Below are 21243 nucleotides of genomic sequence, written 5' to 3' on the forward strand. Positions count from 1 at the left end.
ATCGTGCCGGGCTTTTTTATGGGCAGTGAATTGTGCTCTGGTGGCTGGAACTCGGTGCGCGGATCTTGCCACGTAGACAGTGTGAGGAATTCGCCTCTCATACCTGTCGGAGAAATTACTATGACCATCGGCGCAATAACATCCATGCTCCCTATGGTTGCCGGTTTGGCCCAAGAGGGCCTCAAAGCTGTGACCGAGCTCGCCAAAGCGGCCGGTCAAATGGCTCAGTCGCAATCTGGCAACAAGCAAGGTGAAGGTGATCAAAACAAGATTGCGCATGAAGACATGCACAACAAGGAACGTGTGAATTTTTCGAACAACGAATCCACCAACAGCACCGTCAACATCAACGTCGCGTAAAAAAGCGTCAGTTCCCAGCGCATCCGCTGCGCCCACGGGAATTGCTCAAGGCAGGCGGATCCATGTCCGCCTCGCCCCGGCGCCCCTCTCAAGTTCCTTGTCAAACCTGCCGATGCCCTAATGTTCCTTTGACTGCCATCACGAGATTGCCAATACTCATGGCATATTGAGGCCACCCGCATGGAACAAGGAATGCCCCTTTGAAGCTGGAACTCAAAAACAGCTTGTCGGTGAAGTTGCTACGGGTGGTGCTGCTGTCGGCATTGATCGTGGGCGTGGCGCTGAGCGTGGCGCAGATCGTTTTCGATGCCTACAAGACGCGCCAGGCCGTGGCCGGCGATGCCCAGCGCATCCTCGACATGTTTCGCGACCCCTCGACACAGGCCGTCTACAGCCTGGACCGCGAGATGGGCATGCAGGTAATCGAAGGCCTGTTTCAGGACGATGCCGTGCGCATGGCCTCCATCGGCCATCCCAACGAAACCATGCTCGCGGAGAAAAGCCGCGCATTACAGCAATCGCCCACCCGCTGGCTGACCGACCTGATTCTTGGCCAGGAGCGCACCTTCACCACCTCATTGGTCGGCAAAGGCCCCTACAGCGAGTATTACGGTGACCTGAGCATCACCCTGGACACGGCTACCTATGGCAAAGGTTTTCTGGTCAGCTCGGTGATCATCTTTATTTCCGGCGTACTGCGCGCGCTGGCCATGGGGCTGGTGTTGTACCTGGTTTATCACTGGCTGCTGACCAAGCCGTTGTCACGGATTATCGAGCACCTGACGTCGATCAACCCGGACCGGCCCAGCGAACACAAGATCCCCCAAATCAAGGGCCACGAACGCAACGAGCTGGGCCTGTGGATCAACACCGCCAACGAGTTGCTCGAATCCATCGAACGCAATACTCACCTGCGGCACGAGGCAGAATCGAGCCTGCTGCGCATGGCCCAATACGACTTCCTCACCGGCCTGCCCAATCGCCAGAAACTGCAGGAGCAACTGGACAAGATCCTGATCGACGCCGGCCGCCGACAGCGCCGCGTTGCGGTGCTGTGCGTAGGCCTGGATGACTTCAAAAGCGTCAACGAACAGTTTACTTATCAGGCCGGCGACAAACTGCTGCTGGCCCTGGCCGATCGCTTGCGCGCCCACAGTGGCCGCCTCGGCGCCCTGGCCCGGCTGGGCGGCGATCAGTTCGCGCTGGTGCAGGCGGATATCGACCAACCTTACGAAGCCGCCGAACTGGCACAAAGCATCCTGGATGACCTGGAAGCCGAATTTGCCCTCGAGCATGAGCAGATTCGCCTGCGCGCGACCATCGGCATCACGTTGTTCCCGGAAGACGGCGACAGCACCGAGAAGCTGCTGCAAAAAGCCGAACAGACCATGACCCTGGCCAAGAGCCGCTCGCGCAACCGCTATCAGTTCTATATCGCCAGCGTCGACAGTGAAATGCGCCGGCGCCGCGAGCTGGAAAAAGACCTGCGCGACGCCCTCAGCCGCGACCAGTTTCACCTGGTCTACCAACCGCAGATCAGCTACCGCGACCACCGCGTGGTGGGCGTGGAAGCCTTGATCCGCTGGCAGCATCCGGAACACGGCCTGGTGCCGCCCGATTTGTTCATCCCGTTGGCCGAACAGAACGGCACCATTATTCCGATTGGCGAATGGGTACTCGACCAGGCCTGCCGGCAATTGCGCGAATGGCATGACCTGGGCTTCACCACCCTGCGCATGGCGGTCAACCTGTCCACCGTGCAGTTGCACCACACCGAGCTGCCGCGGGTGGTCAACAACCTCATGCAGATTTACCGCCTGCCGCCGCGCAGCCTTGAACTGGAAGTGACCGAGACCGGCCTGATGGAAGACATCAGCACCGCCGCCCAGCACTTGCTGAGCCTGCGCCGTTCCGGGGCGCTGATCGCGATTGATGACTTCGGCACCGGCTATTCGTCCCTCAGCTACCTGAAAAGCCTGCCGCTGGACAAGATCAAGATCGACAAGAGCTTCGTCCAGGACCTGCTCGATGACGACGACGACGCAACCATCGTGCGCGCCATTATCCAACTGGGCAAAAGCCTGGGCATGCAGGTGATCGCCGAAGGCGTGGAAACCGCCGAGCAGGAGGCCTACATCATTTCCGAGGGTTGCCACGAGGGCCAGGGCTACCACTACAGCAAACCGCTGCCGGCCCGGGAGTTGGCGGCGTATCTGAAACAGTCCGAGCGCGACAACGCGGCGATTCTCTGAACGCTGAAAACAATACTAAATATTTCCCTCGTATAAACCTTTACACAAAATGCAAATCTTTCGCATTATGTCGCAGTTTTTGCGCTCCCCGCGCGCCCCATCAACAACCGAAGCAGGATGTTCGCCATGATTCGTATGCCCCTGGCCACCGCCAGTCTGCTGGCCATTGCCATTTCTCTCGCCGGTTGCGGCGAAGGTAAAGACAAGGCCGCCGCGCCCCAAGCGCCGACCCCGGCTGCCAGCACCACCGCTCCAGCGGCTGCCACCCCGGCAGGCCAGGTCGACGAAGCGGCCGCCAAGGCCGTGGTCGCGCACTACGCTGACATGGTGTTCGCGGTGTACAGCGATGCCGAATCCACCGCAAAAACCCTGCAAACCGCAATCGACACCTTCCTCGCCAACCCGAACGACGACACCCTCAAAGCGGCCCGTACCGCCTGGATCGCCGCGCGCGTGCCGTACCTGCAGAGCGAAGTGTTCCGCTTCGGCAACACCATCATCGACGACTGGGAAGGCCAAGTTAACGCCTGGCCGCTGGACGAAGGCCTGATCGATTACGTCGACAAATCCTACGAGCACGCCCTGGGTAACCCAGGCGCCAACGCCAACATCATCGCCAACACCGAGATCCAGGTGGGCGAAGACAAGGTCGACGTGAAAGAAATCACCCCGGAAAAACTCGCCAGCCTCAATGAGCTGGGCGGTTCCGAGGCCAACGTCGCCACCGGCTACCACGCCATCGAATTCCTGCTGTGGGGCCAGGACCTCAACGGCACCGGCCCAGGCGCGGGCAACCGCCCTGCGTCGGACTACATGACCGGTGACGGTGCCACCGGCGGCAACAACGAGCGTCGTCGCACCTACCTGCGCGCGGTGACTCAGCTGCTGGTCAGCGACCTGGAAGAAATGGTCGGCAACTGGAAACCCAACGTCGAAGACAACTACCGCGCCACCCTGGAGGCCGAACCGGCCACCGACGGCCTGCGCAAAATGTTGTTCGGCATGGGCAGTCTGTCCCTCGGCGAGCTGGCCGGTGAGCGCATGAAGGTGTCCCTGGAAGCCAACTCGCCGGAAGACGAGCAAGACTGCTTCAGCGACAACACCCACAACTCGCATTTCTACGACGCCAAGGGTATTCGTAACGTTTACCTGGGCGAGTACACCCGCACTGACGGCACCAAGATGACGGGGCCGAGCTTGTCGTCCCTGGTGGCCAAAGCTGATCCGGCCGCCGACACCGCGCTCAAGGCTGACCTGGCGTCGACCGAAGCGAAGATCCAGGTCATGGTTGACCACGCCAACAAGGGCGAGCACTACGACCAACTGATCGCGGCAGGTAACGACGCGGGCAACCAGATCGTGCGTGACGCCATCGCCGCGCTGGTCAAGCAGACCGGTTCGATCGAGGCCGCGGCGGGCAAGCTGGGTATCAGCGACTTGAACCCGGATAACGCTGATCACGAGTTCTGATCCGCGCCGCGTTGAATGAGGCGACCTTCGGGTCGCCTTTTTTATGCCCGCTCCCGACCACCCCATAACCCTGTGGGAGCTGGCTTGCCGGCGATGGCGGTAGGTCAGGCAACGCAGTGGCTGAAAGGTACATCGCCATCGCAGGCAAGCCAGCTCCCACATGTGTGAACCGAGTCGCCTCGGACAGCCCGGTTTACAAGCCCTGCACCGCGGGTAGAATGGCGCCACTCTCCCAACACCCGAGCTTTCTTCATGGCGTTGCCGACCTTACGCATCATCGGTTTCATCATCGGCATCTTCCTGATCACCCTCGCGATCGCCATGGTCATCCCGATGGCCACCCTGGTGATTTTCGAACGCACCAGCGACCTGCCCTCGTTCCTGTGGGCCAGCTTGATCACCTTTCTCGCTGGCCTGGCGCTGGTCATTCCTGGCCGCCCCGAACACGTACACCTGCGCCCCCGAGACATGTACCTGCTGACCGTCAGCAGTTGGCTGGTGGTCTGCGTGTTCGCCGCGCTGCCGTTTTTACTGACCCAGCACATCAGCTACACCGACTCCTTCTTCGAAAGCATGTCGGGCATTACCGCCACCGGCTCCACCGTCTTGAGCGGGCTGGACAGCATGTCACCGGGCATCCTGATGTGGCGCTCGCTGCTGCACTGGCTCGGCGGCATCGGCTTTATCGGCATGGCGGTGGCGATCCTGCCACTGCTGCGCATTGGTGGCATGCGCCTGTTCCAGACCGAGTCCTCGGATCGCTCTGAAAAAGTCATGCCGCGCTCGCACATGGTGGCGCGCCTGATTGTGGCCGCGTATGTGGGCATCACTATCCTCGGCAGCCTGGCGTTCTGGTGGGCCGGGATGGGGCTGTTTGATGCGATCAACCACGCGATGTCGGCCATTTCCACCGGCGGGTTTTCCACCTCTGATGAATCCCTGGCCCACTGGAAACAACCGGCGGTGCACTGGGTCGCCGTGGTGGTGATGATCCTCGGCAGCTTGCCCTTCACCCTGTATGTCGCCACCTTGCGCGGCAACCGTCGGGCGCTGATCAAGGATCAACAGGTGCAAGGCTTGCTCGGGTTGCTGCTAGTGACCTGGCTGGTACTGGGCACCTGGTACTGGTGGACCACCGACCTGCCGTGGTTCGATGCGCTGCGCCATGTGGCGGTGAACGTCACGTCGGTGGTGACGACGACCGGTTTTGCACTCGGGGACTACAGCATCTGGGGCAACTTCTCACTGATGCTGTTCTTCTACCTGGGCTTTGTTGGCGGCTGCTCGGGCTCCACGGCGGGCGGGATCAAGATCTTCCGTTTCCAGGTCGCCTATATCCTGCTCAAGGCCAACCTGAACCAGCTGATTCACCCGCGCGCGGTGATCAAGCAGAAGTACAACGGCCACCGCCTCGACGAAGAGATCGTGCGCTCGATTCTGACCTTTTCGTTCTTCTTCGCCATCACCATCTGCGCCATTGCCCTGGCATTGTCGCTGCTGGGGCTGGACTGGATGACCGCATTGACTGGCGCGGCCAGCACCGTTTCCGGCGTGGGCCCGGGCCTGGGCGAAACCATCGGCCCGGCCGGTAACTTCGCCAGCCTGCCGGATGCGGCGAAGTGGATCCTGTCGTTCGGCATGCTGCTGGGCCGACTGGAGATCATTACAGTCTTTGTTCTGTGCATTCCGGCGTTTTGGCGGCACTGACCGCCGACGCTTCGAGCAACCGCGCCCGGTACTCGCCGGGCGTGGCATCGAACCAACGGCGGAACGCGCGGAAAAAATTGCTCGGGTCGGCAAACCCCAACAGGTAGGCAATTTCCAACAGGGTCATGCTGGGCTGCGCCAGGTACTGCTCGGCGAGTTCGCGGCGGGTGTCGTCGAGCAATGTCTGGAAACTGGTGCCCTCCTCCTGCAAGCGCCGCTGCAAGGTGCGCTGGGACAGGTGCAAAGTCTGGGCGACCACTTCGCGTTTGGGTTCGCCCTGGGGCAGCAGACGGCACAGCACTTGCCGCGCCTTGTGGGTCACGCGGCTCTCGGAAAAACGCGCGAGGTATTCACCGGCAAACCGATCATGCAGCAACGCCATGGCTTCGTTCGCTGTGGGCAACGGCGCGTCCATGTCGGCCTGCTCAAAAATCAGCGCGTCATAAGGTGCATTGAATTCCAGGGGCGCATGGAAGGCTTGTTTGTAAGGCGTCAGGTCCGCCGGTTGATCGCCTTGCAGCACCACTTTGCGCGGTTGCAAGGTGCGGCCGGTCAGCCAGCCGCACAACGCCAAAGCACTGGCCAGCGAGGCTTCGGCGCTCTGGCGGGTCGGTGGCAAGTGGTCGCCGTGCACTGTCAGAATCAGCGCGTAGCCTTCAGGTAAGAGTCGGAAGCTCAAGTCGGCGCTTTCGGCGATGATGCGCTGATAACGCACCAGGCGCATAAAGCCCTCGGCCAACGTGTTGCTGGACATCAGCGCATAACCGGCCACATGAAACGACGCCGGGCGAACAACCTTGCCCATGTTCAGGCCGATCGCCGGGTTGCCCGACAGCTCAACTGCCCGTTGCCAAAGCCGCGTCATCGAGTCCTGAGGAAAACGCGCGTCAGGGTCACTGAGGGCGGCGTAGTCCAGGCCCAATTGCTTGAACAGCATACGGCAGTCCAGGCCGTCCATTTCCAACGCCTTGACTATCCCCATCGCCCAGCTTGCAGAAGTTGTTCGTTCGCTCATGGCGTCTTCTTAAAAAGCAGGCTTAACGGCAGCCAGGAAGCCAAGGATACTAAAGTGGCATCTATTGTCACTGGCTGTTACCACTGATCACTCTAGACTCAAATAAGCTCCCCGCCGAACATCTGTTAGGCGGTACAACCACCCAAGGGCCGGCCAACGTGGAAAACGTCAAACAATTCAATAGCTTCGCCGAGTTCTATCCTTACTACCTGAGTGAACACGGCAATAGCACATGCCGGCGTTTGCACTTCATCGGCACCACACTGGTGATTGGCATCCTGGCGTACGCCATCGGCAAAGGTTCGGTGGGGCTGCTGCTGGCTTTGCCCATCGCCGGTTACAGCTTCGCCTGGATCGGCCACTTCTTCTTCGAAAAGAACCGCCCGGCGACGTTTCAACACCCGCTCTACAGCCTCTTGGGCGACTTTGTGATGTACCGCGACATGATCTTGGGCAAGGTCCCTTTTTAAACAGGGCGCCCTTTAAGGGGGCGTCCTTGAAGGTGTGACCTCTTGTCACTTGCCTAAACAATGAAAATTCGTACATACGTCGACATAAAATTCTTTTTGTCATTTTCAGTGCTGTATCCTGCCAAGGCTTTTTGAGAGCGCGCAATCACACTGCGATTGATAAACAGACCTTGCGAGGAGCGACGACGATGCACGAGATACCTAATCTCCCCTTCCCAAGCCTGCACCCAACAGAGCAGCCAACACCGCAGCAGGCCAGCGACAACCGGCCTGAAACCAAAGAAGCACAACCAGTCGACAGCAAAAGCCAGGACTGACGCCGTACCAGACCGTGTGGAAAGCGCACCTTTGAGCGCTTTCCACACTGCCTGAATCACCCCGAGATGCCCGCCATGACTGATACCCTCCCCGACGCCGCTGTACTCGACGCAGCCCTGCAAATGATCGACGTGTGGAACCGCCTCAGCCCTGAAAAACAGGCGCTCCTGCTCAAGCGCTTCGGCACCCAGGAAAACGCCCTGGCTGCCCTGGTGACCACGCAAATGCTGGCGCCGGCCAAACCCTGATCTGTCGGTAATCTGAAGTTTTTACGTTTTGCCGCCCCGCGAGGCGTAAGCGCCGGTATCATTAGCAGCCTATCTTTACCTGCTGCGACAGTGGACCTCTCCCATGCCAGATACCCAGCGCCCCATGGCGGTCACGCTGCAAGTCGTTTCCATCGTGCTGTTCACCTTTATCGGTTACCTCAATATCGGCATTCCCCTGGCCGTGTTGCCGGGCTATGTCCACAGTGAACTGGGCTACGGCGCGGTGATTGCCGGCCTGGTGATCAGCGTGCAGTACCTGGCCACGCTGCTGAGCCGCCCGTATGCCGGCAAAATCATCGACAACCTGGGCAGCAAGCGCGCAGTGTTGATCGGCCTGGCGGGCTGCGGCCTGAGTGGCGTGTTCATGTTGCTGGCCGCGTGGTTTTCCAGCCTGCCGGCCGTCAGCCTGATCAGCCTGCTCATCGGCCGACTGGTGCTCGGCAGCGCCGAAAGCCTGGTGGGTTCGGGCGCCATCGGCTGGGGCATTGGCCGGGTCGGCGCGGCCAACACCGCCAAAGTCATTTCATGGAACGGCATCGCCAGTTACGGCGCACTGGCCATCGGCGCACCACTTGGGGTGGTGCTGGTCAGCCATTTCGGATTGTGGAGCATGGGCGTCAGCATCATTCTGCTGGCGGTGCTCGGCGTGTTTCTGGCCTGGAACAAGGTTGCAGCGCCGATTGTGGCCGGTGTGCGCCTGCCGTTCATGAATGTGCTGGGCCGCGTGCTGCCCCACGGCTGCGCGTTGGCCCTGGGCTCGATCGGCTTTGGCACCATCGCCACCTTTATTACCCTGTATTACACCACCCAGCACTGGGACAACGCCGTGTGGGCATTGAGCCTGTTCGGCGCCAGCTTCATCGGCGCGCGCCTGCTGTTCGGCAATTTGATCAACCGCATCGGCGGCTTTCGCGTGGCGATTGCCTGCCTGTCCGTGGAAATCCTCGGGTTGCTGTTGCTGTGGCTGGCGCCTGACGCCCACCTCGCCCTGGCCGGTGCGGCGTTGAGCGGGTTCGGCTTTTCCCTGGTGTTTCCGGCGCTGGGGGTGGAGGCGGTCAACCTGGTGCCGGCCTCCAGCCGGGGCTCGGCGGTGGGGGCTTACTCGCTGTTTATCGACTTGTCGTTGGGCATCACCGGCCCGCTGGCAGGTGCGGTGGCGGCGGGGTTCGGCTTTGCCTCAATCTTCCTTTTCGCTGCGCTCGCCGCCGCCGGTGGCTTACTGCTGAGCCTGTACCTGTACCGGCAAGCGCCCAAGGCCCGCGAGGCGCGCGACGCTTAAAAGTCGACCTTACCCCGCCCGGCCTTGATGCTGCCGCGCTTGGTCTTGGATTCCAGGCGGCGCTTTTTCGAGCCCAGGGTGGGCTTGGTCGGGCGGCGCTTCTTCTCGACCTTGGTAGCGCTGAGGATCAACTCCACCAGGCGCTCCAGCGCATCCGCGCGATTCTGTTCCTGGGTCCGGTATTGCTGGGCCTTAAGCACCAGCACGCCTTCACTGGTGATACGGCTGTCGCGCAGCGCCAGCAGCCGTTCCTTGTAAAAGTCCGGCAACGACGACGCCGGAATATCAAACCGCAGGTGCACCGCGCTCGATACCTTGTTGACGTTCTGCCCACCGGCGCCTTGGGCGCGAATGGCGGTCAGCTCGATCTCGGCATCGGGCAGGTGCACGTTGTTGGAAATTACCAGCATCACTCAAAAACCTTAGGCAACGGACAAGCCCAACTCGGATAACAACATCGACGCCTGGGCTTTGGAAATCACGGCGCCTTTGAACAGTTTGGCATCATTGAGGCGAAAGCCGCTCAAATCCGCGCCCCGCAAGTCAGCGCCGGCAAAATTGGCACCGTTGATGCGGGCGTGGGCGAGGCTGCAGTCGATCAGTTCGGCCTTGCGAAAGTCTGCATCCGACAAGTCGCTGTCGGAAAAATCCAGATTATTGAGCACGGTTCGGGCAAACGACAGACCGGACAAGAACGCACTGTTGAGCAAGGTCTCGCTGAAGCCCAACCCCAGGGACGCGCAATGGGTGAAGTTGGCGCCGGTCAGTTTGCACTGCGTGAAATGGGCTTGGGACAACTTGCTGCGCTGCCAACGGGTGTTGTTCAGGTCGCAGCTGATGAATTGCGCCTCGAGCAGGTTGGCCGCCTCGAACACGGCGTGCCCGGCCCGGCAACTTTTCCACTGCGTGCCTTCCAGGCGCGCACCGAGAAAGGACGTTTGCGCCAGTGTGCAGCGCTCGAACACCCAATGCTCCAGCACCCTCCGCGACAGGTCTGCCCCGCTCAAATCGACGCCGATCAAGCGCAACGGCCCGCGGTGCTGGTCGATCAGGTCTTGCACCTCATCGCGCTGCAAGCTGCCGCCGTCGATATCGATGTGCTGCATGAAGCCTCCGGGCAAGGGTCGATGAAAAAGAAGGCGCGAGTCTACCCTGTCGGCGCCGACAAAAAACCCGGCAAGGCGCCGGGTTTTCTGTTGAGGCAAGACGGCTTACTTCAACGCCGCACTCGCCGTGGTCAACGCCGCTTCAGCGCTGCGCTTGTTCTTGATCCAGTAGCACAGCCCCATGAACGCCACCCATACCGGAATCGCGTACACCGAGACCTGAATGCCCGGAATCATCAGCATGATCACCAGGATAAACGCCACGAACGCCAGGCAAATGTAGTTGCCGTACGGGTACCACAGCGCTTTGAACAGCGGCACCTGGCCGGTGCGGTCCATGTGCTGGCGGAATTTCACGTGCGAGAAGCTGATCATCGCCCAGTTGATCACCAGCGTGGCCACGACCAGCGACATCAGCAGTTCGAGCGCGTGTTGCGGGATCAGGTAATTCATCAGCACCGCCACCAGGGTGACCGCCGCCGACGCGAGGATCGAACGCACCGGTACGCCACGCTTGTCGATCTTCGCCAAGACTTTGGGCGCATCGCCCTGCTCAGCCATGCCCAGCAGCATGCGGCTGTTGCAGTAGGTGCCGCTGTTGTACACCGACAGCGCTGCGGTCAGCACCACGAAGTTGAGGATGTGCGCGGCAGTGTTGCTGCCCAGCATCGAAAACACCTGCACGAACGGGCTGCCACTGTAGGCATCGCCGGACGCGTTGAGGGTTGCCAGCAAGCTGTCCCACGGCGTCAGCGACAACAGCACGACGAGTGCGCCGATGTAGAAAATCAGAATGCGGTAGATCACCTGATTGATCGCTTTGGGGATCACGGTGCGCGGCTGGTCGGCTTCAGCCGCGGTAAAACCGAGCATTTCCAGGCCGCCGAACGAGAACATGATGATCGCCATGGCCATCACCAAACCGCTGACGCCATGCGGGAAGAAACCGCCGTGGTCCCACAGGTTGCTCACCGAGGCTTGCGGCCCGCCACTGCCGCTGACCAGCAGGTAGCTGCCCAGGGCGATCATGCCAACGATGGCCACCACCTTGATGATGGCAAACCAGAACTCGGCCTCACCGAAGACTTTGACGTTGGCCAGGTTGATCATATTGATCAGCACGAAGAACGCTGCCGCCGAGACCCAGGTCGGGATCTCCGGCCACCAGTAGTGCACGTATTTGCCGACCGCCGTCAGCTCCGACATGCCCACCAGAATGTACAGAATCCAGCAGTTCCAGCCCGACAGGAAGCCGGCAAAACCGCCCCAGTACTTATGGGCAAAGTGGCTGAAGGAACCGGCGACCGGCTCTTCGACGATCATTTCGCCGAGCTGGCGCATGATCATGAAGGCGATGAAGCCGCAGATAGCATAGCCTAGGATCATCGACGGCCCGGCTGATTTAAGCACCCCGGCCGAGCCCAGGAACAGGCCGGTGCCGATGGCGCCACCGAGGGCGATCAACTGGATATGCCGATTTTTCAGGCCGCGTTTCAGCTCGCCTGATGAGGAATGGGGTCCACTCATGAAAAGGGTCTCACGCAAGGTTTGATGATGTTGAATGCACGTTGCTGCCTTGAATCTCGACTCAAGCAGCGCCGCTCAAACCCCAGCGCAGGCACCAGGAGTACAGCGTCTTTCTAACGGTCATGCGTCACCTGTTTGTTTTTATCTGTGACGAAATCGAACCCGTCCGGCTCGTGGCCAGGCGGAGTGATCAGGGTGGATAAACCCTGAGGTCTTGGCCTTTTGCGTAGGTACGCAAGGGAGTCACAGTAAAACGCGGCGCATTGTACACCGCTCGACAGCTTCGGGCCGCCACTGGGGAGCGCCTGTGACAATCTGTCAGGCATTCCTTACAGCGCCGGGTCGCTCAATGACAGCGCGCTTTTAGCGTAAATTAATCGTTACAGCCCGGAAAATAAGCGTTACAGGCGCGCTTGATCCGTCAGAAAACGGAAAAATGTCAGTATGAAAAATCCTACAAATTAGCTTCGCCAGTCCGTTGTTTTTTCTCAATAAAAAACCACCGCGAAAAAACAGAAGAAAAAATCCAAATGAGACCGTGTCAATAAATATTTTGCATTCTGAAACACACTCTCCTAGGTTCTTTCACTTGCCAGCGAAGCCCGTTGGCAAGCCGTTCTCAAACAACGTCCTCTAGGAGATACACCATGCAAGCACTGGAAAAAGACCTGGAAACCGAACTGCAACTCGACGATTGGTTTGAAGCGCCGACCCATGAGGCCGCCGTTGAAATGATGCAAGCTGATGCCGTTGTGCCTTTTGGCACCGCGATGTGGCCTTTCTAACACCCGGCAGGCAACCGGCAGGTGTTGTGCACGGCACCTGCCCCCTTACCCCAGGCACAGAAGGACACACGTCATGGACAAGGCCCGCGCCGTCGAACATTTTCTCTACTACCTTGCGCATCACCCGGCCCTCAACGGCCTGAGCCGCCCCACCGTGCTGCTGGGCCACACCGAGCGCTACGACGCCATTGCCCAGGCAATCACTCACGGCAGCGCCGCCCGATTCAATTTCCAGCTGCAGCGCCTGGACCTGGCCGCCAGCGACACCCTGGCCCAGGCCATCGAAACCTCTGACCTGTATCTGTTTCTCTACGATTCCTCGACCCTGCCCAACCCACGCGCCGAAGGCCCGGACTTTATCCGCGCCCTGCAGGGGGTGATGGCCGAGCACTGGAAGAAATCCCTGCTGTTCAAGGATTACGGCGACTATTTCTACGACACCTTCAGCGTCGAGCCGCAACGCATCGCCGACCTCAATGCCACGCTGATCCGGCGCATGTCCCAGGCCAACGTGCTGAGCTTTACCGACAAACACGGCTCGCGCCTGGAAGCGCCGATGAGCAGCATCAAGAAGTGGACCAATATCAATGGCGTCGGCAACCATGACCTGGCGCCGGGCGAGATCGCCACGCACAGCGAAGCCATCAACGGCCAGGTGCGGTTTGTCGGCACCTTCCTCAGCACCATCCCGTTTGCGCGCAAATACGGCGTACTGCAATCACCGCTGGAGCTGTGGATCGAGAACTCGACCATTTGCAGCGTGGCCAGTGATGTGCCGGGCCTGGCGGACGATTTCAACAAGTACTTGAATGCCAACCCGTCCAACCGTCGCGTGGAAGAGCTGGGGATTGGCACCAATGAAGGGGTCAAGGATTTGTACGCGCGCAATGCCGGGTTCGAGGAGCGCCATTGCGGCTTGCACCTGGGCTTGGGCGGCGGGCAGAAAGGCAGTCATCACCTGGATTTGATCTTTGCCAGCGGCGTGTTGGCGCTGGATGACAAGCCGGTGTTTGATGGAAGGTTTGCGTTCTGAGCACACGGCCTCCGTGTAGCAGCCGGCTTGCTGGCGATGCCGCCGGTTAGCCATGCGCCAGCTTTAGGGCGCTGAAGACCAATGTGGGAGCTGGCTTGCCTGCGATAGCATCACTGCGGTCTGTCAGAAATACCGAGGTGCCTGCATCGCAGGCAAGCCAGCTCCCACATTGGATTGGGTGATCAAATTGAGAGCAAAAAAAACGCCAACCCGAGGGTTGGCGTTTTTTTGTGCAGCACTTACATCACTGCGGCTTCTTGCGACCAAAACCAGGACGCTGGCCGGAACCGGCCGGGGCGCCACGGCGCTTGCCCGACGGCTCGTCCGCGACCAGTTTCGGCCCAGGACGCTTGTTCGCTGCCGGCTTGGCTGGACGCTTGGTGCTGGCGCTGTCGGCTGGGCGGTCGGATGCCGGAGCACCACGGCCTTCACCACGGTTGCCGCGGCCGCCGCTTGGTGCTTCGCCGCCACGCGCAGGACGCGGGGTGCGAGGGGCACGCTCGCCTTCCTGGCGGGACGGAGCGGTTGGGCGACGCTCGCCTTCGATGTGCGGCTCACGCGAGATGCGACCGCCGGTGGCCGGCGCGTTCAGCGCAGGGCGCAGGGTGCGGGCAACACGTTCGGTACGGGCCACAGGACGCGACGATTTACGCTGCATACGCTCAAGCTTGTCTTTGCTCTTGGCGTTCATCTGCGGCATGGCAACCGGCGTCAGGCCGACCTCAGCACTGAGGATATCGACTTCGTACTGGCTCATTTCGCGCCAGCGGCCCATCGGCAGGTCGGAGTTCAAGAACACCGGGCCGAAACGCACGCGTTTCAGGCGGCTGACCACCAGGCCCTGGGATTCCCACAGGCGACGCACTTCACGGTTACGGCCTTCCATCACCACGCAGTGGTACCAATGGTTGAAACCTTCGCCACCTGGCGCCTGCTTGATGTCGGTGAACTTGGCCGGGCCGTCCTCAAGGACGACGCCCGCTTTCAAGCGCTCGATCATCTCGTCATCGACTTCACCGCGTACACGCACGGCGTATTCACGGTCCATTTCGTAGGACGGGTGCATCAGGCGGTTGGCCAGCTCGCCGTCGGTGGTGAACATCAGCAAACCGGTGGTGTTGATGTCCAGACGGCCGATGTTGATCCAGCGGCCTTCTTTAGGCTTGGGCATCTTGTCGAACACGGTCGGACGGCCTTCCGGGTCGTCACGGGTGCAGATCTCGCCGTCGGGCTTGTTGTACATGATGACGCGGCGCACCGATTCGGCGGCCTCTTCACGCTTGATGACCTTGCCATCAATGGTGATTGCATCGTGCAGGTCGACGCGCTGGCCAAGGGTGGCTTCAACGCCGTTGACCTTGATGCGCTTCTGGGTGATCCAGGCTTCGACGTCGCGGCGCGAGCCCACGCCGATACGCGCCAGCACCTTTTGCAGTTTTTCGCCTGCTGGGCCGATTTCCTGGCTGTCGTTCTGGTCTTGGTCGTTCATCTTAAGCACCTCCCGGTGGGTCGATTCAGGCGTGGCCTGAAGAGTGTTGAAAGCGGGGCTTTGGGCGAATACGTCGCCAAAGGGTCGCGAATCATACGCGCATGGCGCGCATTGCGCATCACAGACTAGTCGATTAAGCCGCAGTCATTTGCTTTTCCGCCGACCGGTGGCGCCCAGGGCCAACAGGCGCAGCTCGGCTTCGGCCAGCACTGTGCGTTTGTCGACCTTGTCGAGTTTCTTCCAGGCGCGGATTTCGCGCTTGCTGCGGCCACAGCCGACGCAGATATCGTCGCTGAATTTGCAGATGCTGATGCACGGGTCTTTGCTGGAGCTCATGTTTTCTCCCAGACAACCCAGACAATGCAGATCCAATGTGGGAGGGGGCTTGCCCCCGATGCAGTGTCTCAGCCTGCATTTTTGTCACTGGGGCGTTGCTATCGGGGGCAAGCCCCCTCCCACATCGAGTTGCGTCAGTCTTCGAGTTGACGGCGTTCGTTTTCGATGGCTTCGGCCAGGGCCCGGGCTTCGTCTTCCTCGTCGCTCAACGGCGGTTGTTCGAGGGCGGCGACGGCAGCCAGGAGTTTCTCGCGGGCTTCAGCCACGCCAAGGATGTCTTCCTCGGGCTCCGGTTCTGGCTCGGCTTCCGGTTCCGGTTCCGGCTCAACTTCTTCGACCTCGGGCACGGTTTCACCGTTCACCTGGGTTTGCGGTTCACTCGCACCGTCACGCAGCAAGTCGTCGAAATCGGTCTTGATCCCCTGTTCCATGTCGTCCAATTCGAGCAACAAGGTATGGAAACTGGTCTCGTCCTTCGGCTCTTCCGGCTCGGCCGTGGCGTCGGCGAGTTCCTGCAGGCTGGCGGGAACCGGTGCGTCGTCGAAATCCAATACCGGCTCGGCCTCCATCTCGCGCAGTTCGGCGAGCGGCGGCAGGTCATCCAGGTTTTTCAGGTTGAAGTGGTCGAGGAACACCTTGGTGGTGGCAAACATCGCCGGTTTGCCGGGCACGTCGCGGTAGCCGACGATACGGATCCACTCGCGCTCCAGCAGCGTCTTGACGATATGGCTGTTGACCGCCACACCGCGCACGTCTTCGATTTCGCCCCGGGTGATCGGCTGGCGATAGGCGATCAGCGCCATGGTCTCAAGCATCGCTCGCGAATAACGCTGCGGGCGCTCTTCCCACAGACGGCCGACCCACGGGGAAAACTTCTCACGGATCTGCAGGCGATAACCCGACGCCACTTCGCGCAGCTCAAAGGCGCGGCCATCGCAGGACTTGCGCAGGATCTCCAATGCCTTCTTGAACACCGGTGGCTCAGGGCGCTCGGCCTCTTCAAAGAGTTCGAACAGGCGCTCAAGGGATTGCGGTTTACCCGAGGCCAGGAGGAAGGCTTCCAGCAGCGGCGCCAGTTCGCGGGGTTCAGTCAAATTCATCGATTCAGCTCGTTATTCGGCTCGCGCCCGCACGTGGATAGCCGCAAAAGGCTCATTCTGGACCAGCTCGACCAAGGACTCCTTGACCAGCTCAAGGATTGCCATAAAGGTCACCACCACCCCCAGGCGCCCTTCTTCTTTGGTGAACAACTCGACAAAGGGTACAAACCCGCCGCCCTTGAGGCGTTCGAGCACATCGCTCATACGCTCACGGGTCGACAGTGCCTCGCGACTGACCTGGTGGCTTTCAAACATGTCGCCCCGGCGCAGCACTTCGGCCATGGACATCAGCAATTCTTCCAGGCTCACATCCGGCAACAGCTTGCGCGCCCGGGCTTCCGGGGCATCGAGCTTGGGCACCACCACATCGCGGCCCACACGGCTCAGGTTGTCGATGCCTTCGGCGGCGGCCTTGAAACGTTCGTACTCTTGCAGGCGGCGGATCAGCTCGGCGCGCGGGTCATCCTCTTCGGCTTCGACGGTCTCCGAGCGCGGCAACAGCATGCGCGATTTGATCTCGGCGAGCATCGCGGCCATCACCAGGTACTCGGCGGCCAGCTCCAGGCGCACGGTCTGCATCAGCTCGACATACCCCATGTACTGGCGGGTGATTTCCGCCACCGGGATGTCGAGGATATTGATGTTCTGCTTGCGAATCAGGTACAGCAGCAGGTCCAGCGGGCCTTCGAAGGCTTCAAGGAACACTTCCAGGGCGTCCGGCGGGATGTACAGGTCCAGCGGCATTTCCAGGACCGCCTGGCCATAGACCATGGCAAAGGGCAGTTCCTGCTGGGCGCCGGCCTGGCTGTCGACGGTTTCGACGACCGACATTCAGGCCTCAACCATGAACGGCGTCGGATCGCCGCAACCCACACGCACCACTTCCGGCTCGCCGTCGGCCAGGTTGATCACGGTGGAGGCCTTGTTGCCGCCGTAGCCGCCGTCGATGATCAAGTCGACGTGTTTTTCCAGCAGGCGGCGCATTTCGTAAGGGTCGTACAGCGGCTCTTCTTCACCGGGCAGGATCAACGACACGCTCATCAGCGGCTCGCCCAGTTCAGCCAGCAACGCCAGGGCAATCGGGTGCTCCGGCACACGCAGGCCGATGGTGCGCTTTTTCGGGTGCAGCAACAGGCGCGGCACTTCGCGGGTGGCGTTGAGGATAAAGGTGTAGGGCCCAGGCGTGTGGGCTTTAAGAAGGCGGAAGGTGCCCGTGTCGACCTTCGCAAACAGTCCAAGCTGGGACAGGTCGCTGCAAATCAGTGCGAAGTTGTGATTCTTGTCCAGGTCACGCAGGCGTCTGACCCGTTCAACCGCGTTCTTGTCGCCGATCTGGCAACCAATGGCGTAGGACGAGTCGGTTGGGTAGATCACCACGCCGCCGGCGCGGATGATCTCCACGGCCTGTTTAATCAGGCGCGCTTGAGGGTTTTCCGGATGAATCTGGAAGAATTGACTCACGTGTTCTACCTGTTCAGACGGTGGCAATAATGGGGTCATGCTTGAATCGCCCCCACAACAGCGGCAGATCTTCCGGTACTTGGCGATACTCGCCAATCTCGGACCAGCCGCCTGGGCCATGAAAGTCACTGCCGGCGCTGACCAGCAGACCAAATTCGCGAGCAAGTATCGCCAGGCTGCCCACCTGATCGGCGGGTTGGTGCCCGTTAACCACTTCAATAGCGTGGCCGCCCGCTCCAATATAGTCGGCAATCAGCTTGCGGCGCTTGCTGCGAGTGAAATCGTAATGCCACGGATGCGCCAGGCTGACCCAGGCCCCAGCGGCCCGCAGCGTGCCGACGGTGTCTTCCAGGGTCGGCCAGTGTTGCTTGACGTCACCCAACTTGCCGGCGCCCAGCCATTTGCGGAACGCCTCGGCGCGATCCTTTACAAAACCTTCACGCACCATCCAGTCGGCAAAGTGCGGACGGGCCGGTGCGTTGCCGCTGTCGCCCAGTTCCTGCTGGATGGCGCGGGCGCCTTCCAGGCCGTTGGGCATGCCTTTAAGGCTGAGCTTGCGGCTTATTTCTTCGGACCGCAGCCAGCGGCCATCGTGCAATTGGGCAATGGCCTCGACCAACGGCGCGGCGTTCTGATCAAAACCGTAACCGAGCACATGAATGGTGGCGCCGCCCCAGGTGCAGGACAATTCCACGCCATTGACCAGTTGCATGCCCAGCGCATGCGCGGCCGTACGGGCTTCGTCGAGGCCTTCGAGGGTGTCGTGGTCGGTCAAAGACAGGACTCGCACGCCTTTTTCAAACGCACGCGCAACCAGAACCGCGGGCGCCAGGGCGCCGTCGGAGGCCGTGCTGTGGCAGTGCAAATCAACATTCACGGGGGTGTGTAACCTCAAGTCAGCTGGCGCTATCGCAACCAAGGATGTTTGTTATTATGCCGCCACATCCAGCTTCTGGCTCTTACTGTGAAACAATTCATCGACTTCATCCCGCTGTTGCTGTTTTTCATCGTTACCAAACTCGACCCCAGGGTCATTGATATCGCCGGTCACGAGCTGACATTCGGGGGCATCTACAGCGCCACCGCCGTGCTGATCATCAGCTCGATCGTGGTCTACGGCGCCATCTTCATCTCCCAGCGCAAACTGGAAAAAAGCCAATGGCTGACCCTGATTGCCTGCCTGGTATTCGGTGGCCTGACCCTGGCCTTTCACAGCGAAACCTTCCTTAAATGGAAAGCCCCGGTGGTGAACTGGCTTTTCGCCCTGGTCTTTATCGGCAGCCACTTCATCGGTGATCGCCTGCTGATCAAGCGCATCATGGGCCATGCACTGACCCTGCCGGACCCGGTGTGGACACGCTTGAACGTGGCCTGGATCGTGTTTTTCCTGTTCTGCGGTGCCGCCAACCTGTTCGTGGCCTTTACCTTCCAGGCCTACTGGGTCGACTTCAAGGTCTTCGGCAGCCTGGGCATGACCGTATTGTTCCTGATCGGCCAGGGTATCTACCTGTCGCGCCACCTGCATGACACCGCCCCTACCACGCCGAAAACCGAGGACTGACATGCTCTACGCCATCATTGCTACCGACGTCGCCAACTCGCTGGAAAAACGCCTGTCCGTGCGCCCGGCCCACGTCGAACGCCTGAAACAGCTGCAAGCCGAAGGCCGCATCGTGCTGGCCGGCCCACACCCGGCAGTGGACAGCAACGACCCGGGCGACGCCGGTTTCACCGGCAGCCTGATCGTCGCCGAGTTCGCCTCGTTGGCCGACGCCCAAGCCTGGGCCAAGGCCGACCCGTATGTAGCAGCAGGCGTCTACGCCGATGTGGTGATCAAGCCGTTCAAGCAAGTCCTGCCTTGAACCCGCTTTGTTTAATAAAGCCGGGCCGAACCTAATCGGTTCGGCGCGCTCCTAATGGCTCATTATTCTCGGTAACCTGCCGACAACGTTCTGAATATTCGTGTGGAATCAGGAGTTCCGATGCGCTTACCTCAGTTGTGTCTGTTGGCAGTGTTAACGATCGGGGCTACGGCCCACGCTGAAGAAACCTCGAACACCGGCAGTTCCACGCCCCTGTCCGTGAGTGCCGCCAGCCAGATCACCGAGTTGCAGCAACGTTTGAAAGAAAGCGAACGGCTGCGTGAAGAACTGAGCAAGCAACTGCAAAGCGCAGACACTGCCCGCGAAAGTGCCCAACTGAATCGCTTGCGCCAAGAGAACCAACGCCTGGCCCAGCAACTCAAAGAATCACAAGGCGGCGCCTTGACCCGCTGGCTGACCGAGCAACAACAGTGGTTTGTCACCGGCGGGGCCGTCGCACTGATCGCCCTGCTGTGCGGGATCTTCGCCAGCGGTGGGCACCGTCGCCGTCGACAATGGCTAAATTGAGTGAGTCATGAGCGAGCTGTTACTGATAGATGATGACCAGGAGCTCTGTGAGCTGCTGACCAGTTGGCTGAGCCAGGAAGGTTTCCAGGTGCGTGCCTGCCACGACGGCTTGAGCGCGCGTAAAGCCTTGGCCGACAGCGCCCCTGCGGCGGTGGTGCTCGATGTGATGCTGCCCGACGGCAGCGGCCTGGAGCTGCTCAAGCAATTGCGCAACGACCATCCGGAATTGCCGGTGCTGATGCTTTCGGCACGGGGCGAGCCGCTGGATCGCATCCTCGGCCTGGAGCTGGGCGCCGACGATTACCTCGCCAAGCCCTGCGACCCGCGCGAACTGACTGCCCGCTTGCGCGCCGTATTGCGCCGCAGTCATCCGGCGGCGGTGTCTACTCAGCTGGAACTGGGCGACCTGTGCTTCAGCCCGGTGCGTGGGGTGGTGACCATCGATGAGCAGGAGTTTGCTCTCACCGTGTCTGAGAGTCGCCTGCTTGAAGCCTTGCTGCGCCAGCCGGGTGAGCCGCTGGATAAGCAGGAACTGGCGCAGATCGCGCTGGGGCGTAAGTTGACCCTCTACGATCGCAGCCTGGATATGCACGTGAGCAACTTGCGTAAAAAGATCGGCCCACATCCGGATGGCCGACCGCGGATCATGGCGTTGCGTAGTCGCGGGTATTATTACAGCCTCTGAGTGGTATGGGGGTTGGGCTTTTGGGGTGGGTGTATATCCGTTATTTGGGTGATGGCCGCTTTGGGTTCCGCCCTTACGGCGGGTCACTTTTGAAAAGAGCCCAAAAGTAACCCGCTGTAAGAGCGGAACCCTAAGCAGCCGTTACCGCAGCAACGGATATGTACTCACTCCCCCTACAACCCTCCGCGACT

The 21243-nt window shown here is 60.6% G+C and carries 23 protein-coding genes; 13 read left to right on the forward strand and 10 right to left on the reverse strand.

Annotated features, from left to right (window positions below; genetic code table 11):
- Window positions 1-120: 120 nt before the first annotated feature.
- The 4 genes from FPT15_RS07000 to FPT15_RS07015 all read left to right on the forward strand — a co-directional run bounded on the left by FPT15_RS07000 (window position 121) and on the right by FPT15_RS07015 (window position 5789).
- Entirely contained in the window at window positions 121-360 is a 240-nt protein-coding gene (locus FPT15_RS07000) for a hypothetical protein (protein ID WP_145159536.1), read from the forward strand.
- A gap of 200 nt (window positions 361-560) precedes the next feature.
- Window positions 561-2612 carry a bifunctional diguanylate cyclase/phosphodiesterase gene (locus tag FPT15_RS07005; protein WP_145159537.1) on the forward strand — a complete coding sequence of 684 codons (2052 nt, stop codon included), beginning with the start codon at window positions 561-563 and terminating at the stop codon, window positions 2610-2612.
- A 126-nt stretch (window positions 2613-2738) separates the two neighbouring features.
- Window positions 2739-4082, forward strand: coding sequence for an imelysin family protein (locus tag FPT15_RS07010; protein WP_145159538.1), 1344 nt, complete (start codon window positions 2739-2741; stop codon window positions 4080-4082).
- A gap of 252 nt (window positions 4083-4334) precedes the next feature.
- Window positions 4335-5789, forward strand: a complete 1455-nt coding sequence (locus tag FPT15_RS07015; RefSeq protein WP_106578429.1) for a TrkH family potassium uptake protein — start codon at window positions 4335-4337, stop codon at window positions 5787-5789.
- Here FPT15_RS07015 and FPT15_RS07020 read toward each other — a convergent pair.
- A complete protein-coding gene (locus tag FPT15_RS07020) occupies window positions 5746-6804 on the reverse strand; it encodes an AraC family transcriptional regulator (protein ID WP_145159539.1) in 1059 nt (352 codons plus the stop codon). The genes FPT15_RS07015 and FPT15_RS07020 overlap by 44 nt on opposite strands.
- Window positions 6805-6962: 158 nt before the next feature.
- Between FPT15_RS07020 and FPT15_RS07025 the strand changes: the two genes are divergently transcribed.
- From FPT15_RS07025 to FPT15_RS07030, 3 genes are all read left to right on the forward strand, one after another.
- Complete coding sequence (locus tag FPT15_RS07025; RefSeq protein WP_124418341.1) at window positions 6963-7274, forward strand: DUF962 domain-containing protein; 312 nt, start codon at window positions 6963-6965, stop codon at window positions 7272-7274.
- Between the two features lie 392 nt (window positions 7275-7666).
- Window positions 7667-7840 (forward strand): hypothetical protein, encoded by a 174-nt coding sequence (locus FPT15_RS29730; protein WP_178119659.1) that lies wholly within the window; start codon window positions 7667-7669, stop codon window positions 7838-7840.
- A gap of 103 nt (window positions 7841-7943) precedes the next feature.
- Complete coding sequence (locus FPT15_RS07030; RefSeq protein WP_145159540.1) at window positions 7944-9140, forward strand: MFS transporter; 1197 nt, start codon at window positions 7944-7946, stop codon at window positions 9138-9140.
- On the opposite strand, the gene arfB is transcribed toward FPT15_RS07030, so the two are convergent.
- The 3 genes from arfB to FPT15_RS07045 form a co-directional block, all read right to left on the reverse strand.
- The gene (gene arfB / locus FPT15_RS07035; RefSeq protein WP_034109044.1) at window positions 9137-9550 is read right to left on the reverse strand and encodes an alternative ribosome rescue aminoacyl-tRNA hydrolase ArfB; all 414 of its coding nucleotides are present in this window, start codon (window positions 9548-9550) and stop codon (window positions 9137-9139) included. The two genes, FPT15_RS07030 and arfB, sit on opposite strands and share 4 nt — an antisense overlap.
- Before the next feature lie 12 nt (window positions 9551-9562).
- Window positions 9563-10246 (reverse strand): pentapeptide repeat-containing protein, encoded by a 684-nt coding sequence (locus FPT15_RS07040; protein ID WP_145159541.1) that lies wholly within the window; start codon window positions 10244-10246, stop codon window positions 9563-9565.
- 105 nt (window positions 10247-10351) lie between these two features.
- Window positions 10352-11773 carry an amino acid permease gene (locus FPT15_RS07045; protein WP_145159543.1) on the reverse strand — a complete coding sequence of 474 codons (1422 nt, stop codon included), beginning with the start codon at window positions 11771-11773 and terminating at the stop codon, window positions 10352-10354.
- Between the two features lie 647 nt (window positions 11774-12420).
- Between FPT15_RS07045 and FPT15_RS29735 the strand changes: the two genes are divergently transcribed.
- Complete coding sequence (locus FPT15_RS29735) at window positions 12421-12558, forward strand: hypothetical protein (RefSeq protein WP_003237751.1); 138 nt, start codon at window positions 12421-12423, stop codon at window positions 12556-12558.
- A 73-nt stretch (window positions 12559-12631) separates the two neighbouring features.
- Window positions 12632-13591: a leucyl aminopeptidase gene (locus tag FPT15_RS07055; RefSeq protein WP_145159546.1), complete on the forward strand. Its 960-nt coding sequence runs from the start codon at window positions 12632-12634 to the stop codon at window positions 13589-13591.
- Window positions 13592-13835: 244 nt separating this feature from the next.
- Here the strand turns inward: FPT15_RS07055 and rluB are convergent, their stop codons facing one another.
- The 6 genes from rluB to FPT15_RS07085 form a co-directional block, all read right to left on the reverse strand.
- Window positions 13836-15080, reverse strand: coding sequence for a 23S rRNA pseudouridine(2605) synthase RluB (gene rluB, locus FPT15_RS07060; RefSeq protein WP_145159548.1), 1245 nt, complete (start codon window positions 15078-15080; stop codon window positions 13836-13838).
- Window positions 15081-15224: 144 nt separating this feature from the next.
- On the reverse strand, window positions 15225-15416 hold the full coding sequence (locus FPT15_RS07065; protein ID WP_145159550.1) for a DUF1289 domain-containing protein: 192 nt from the start codon (window positions 15414-15416) through the stop codon (window positions 15225-15227).
- Between the two features lie 134 nt (window positions 15417-15550).
- Window positions 15551-16516: an SMC-Scp complex subunit ScpB gene (gene scpB, locus FPT15_RS07070; RefSeq protein WP_145159553.1), complete on the reverse strand. Its 966-nt coding sequence runs from the start codon at window positions 16514-16516 to the stop codon at window positions 15551-15553.
- A gap of 12 nt (window positions 16517-16528) precedes the next feature.
- Complete coding sequence (locus FPT15_RS07075; protein ID WP_178119667.1) at window positions 16529-17227, reverse strand: ScpA family protein; 699 nt, start codon at window positions 17225-17227, stop codon at window positions 16529-16531.
- A 120-nt stretch (window positions 17228-17347) separates the two neighbouring features.
- The gene (locus tag FPT15_RS07080) at window positions 17348-17977 is read right to left on the reverse strand and encodes an L-threonylcarbamoyladenylate synthase (RefSeq protein ID WP_106578417.1); all 630 of its coding nucleotides are present in this window, start codon (window positions 17975-17977) and stop codon (window positions 17348-17350) included.
- 13 nt (window positions 17978-17990) lie between these two features.
- Complete coding sequence (locus tag FPT15_RS07085) at window positions 17991-18854, reverse strand: PHP domain-containing protein (RefSeq protein WP_145159557.1); 864 nt, start codon at window positions 18852-18854, stop codon at window positions 17991-17993.
- An 87-nt stretch (window positions 18855-18941) separates the two neighbouring features.
- Between FPT15_RS07085 and FPT15_RS07090 the strand changes: the two genes are divergently transcribed.
- From FPT15_RS07090 to FPT15_RS07105, 4 genes are all read left to right on the forward strand, one after another.
- On the forward strand, window positions 18942-19538 hold the full coding sequence (locus FPT15_RS07090; RefSeq protein ID WP_106578415.1) for a septation protein A: 597 nt from the start codon (window positions 18942-18944) through the stop codon (window positions 19536-19538).
- Between the two features lies 1 nt (window position 19539).
- Window positions 19540-19839 (forward strand): YciI family protein, encoded by a 300-nt coding sequence (locus tag FPT15_RS07095; protein ID WP_015885584.1) that lies wholly within the window; start codon window positions 19540-19542, stop codon window positions 19837-19839.
- Window positions 19840-19959: 120 nt separating this feature from the next.
- Complete coding sequence (locus tag FPT15_RS07100; protein WP_145159560.1) at window positions 19960-20367, forward strand: translation initiation factor 2; 408 nt, start codon at window positions 19960-19962, stop codon at window positions 20365-20367.
- Between the two features lie 7 nt (window positions 20368-20374).
- The gene (locus FPT15_RS07105; protein WP_145159562.1) at window positions 20375-21052 is read left to right on the forward strand and encodes a response regulator transcription factor; all 678 of its coding nucleotides are present in this window, start codon (window positions 20375-20377) and stop codon (window positions 21050-21052) included.
- Window positions 21053-21243 lie beyond the last annotated feature (191 nt).

The sequence above is a fragment of the Pseudomonas sp. RGB genome (assembly GCF_007713445.1).
Classification (GTDB): domain Bacteria; phylum Pseudomonadota; class Gammaproteobacteria; order Pseudomonadales; family Pseudomonadaceae; genus Aquipseudomonas.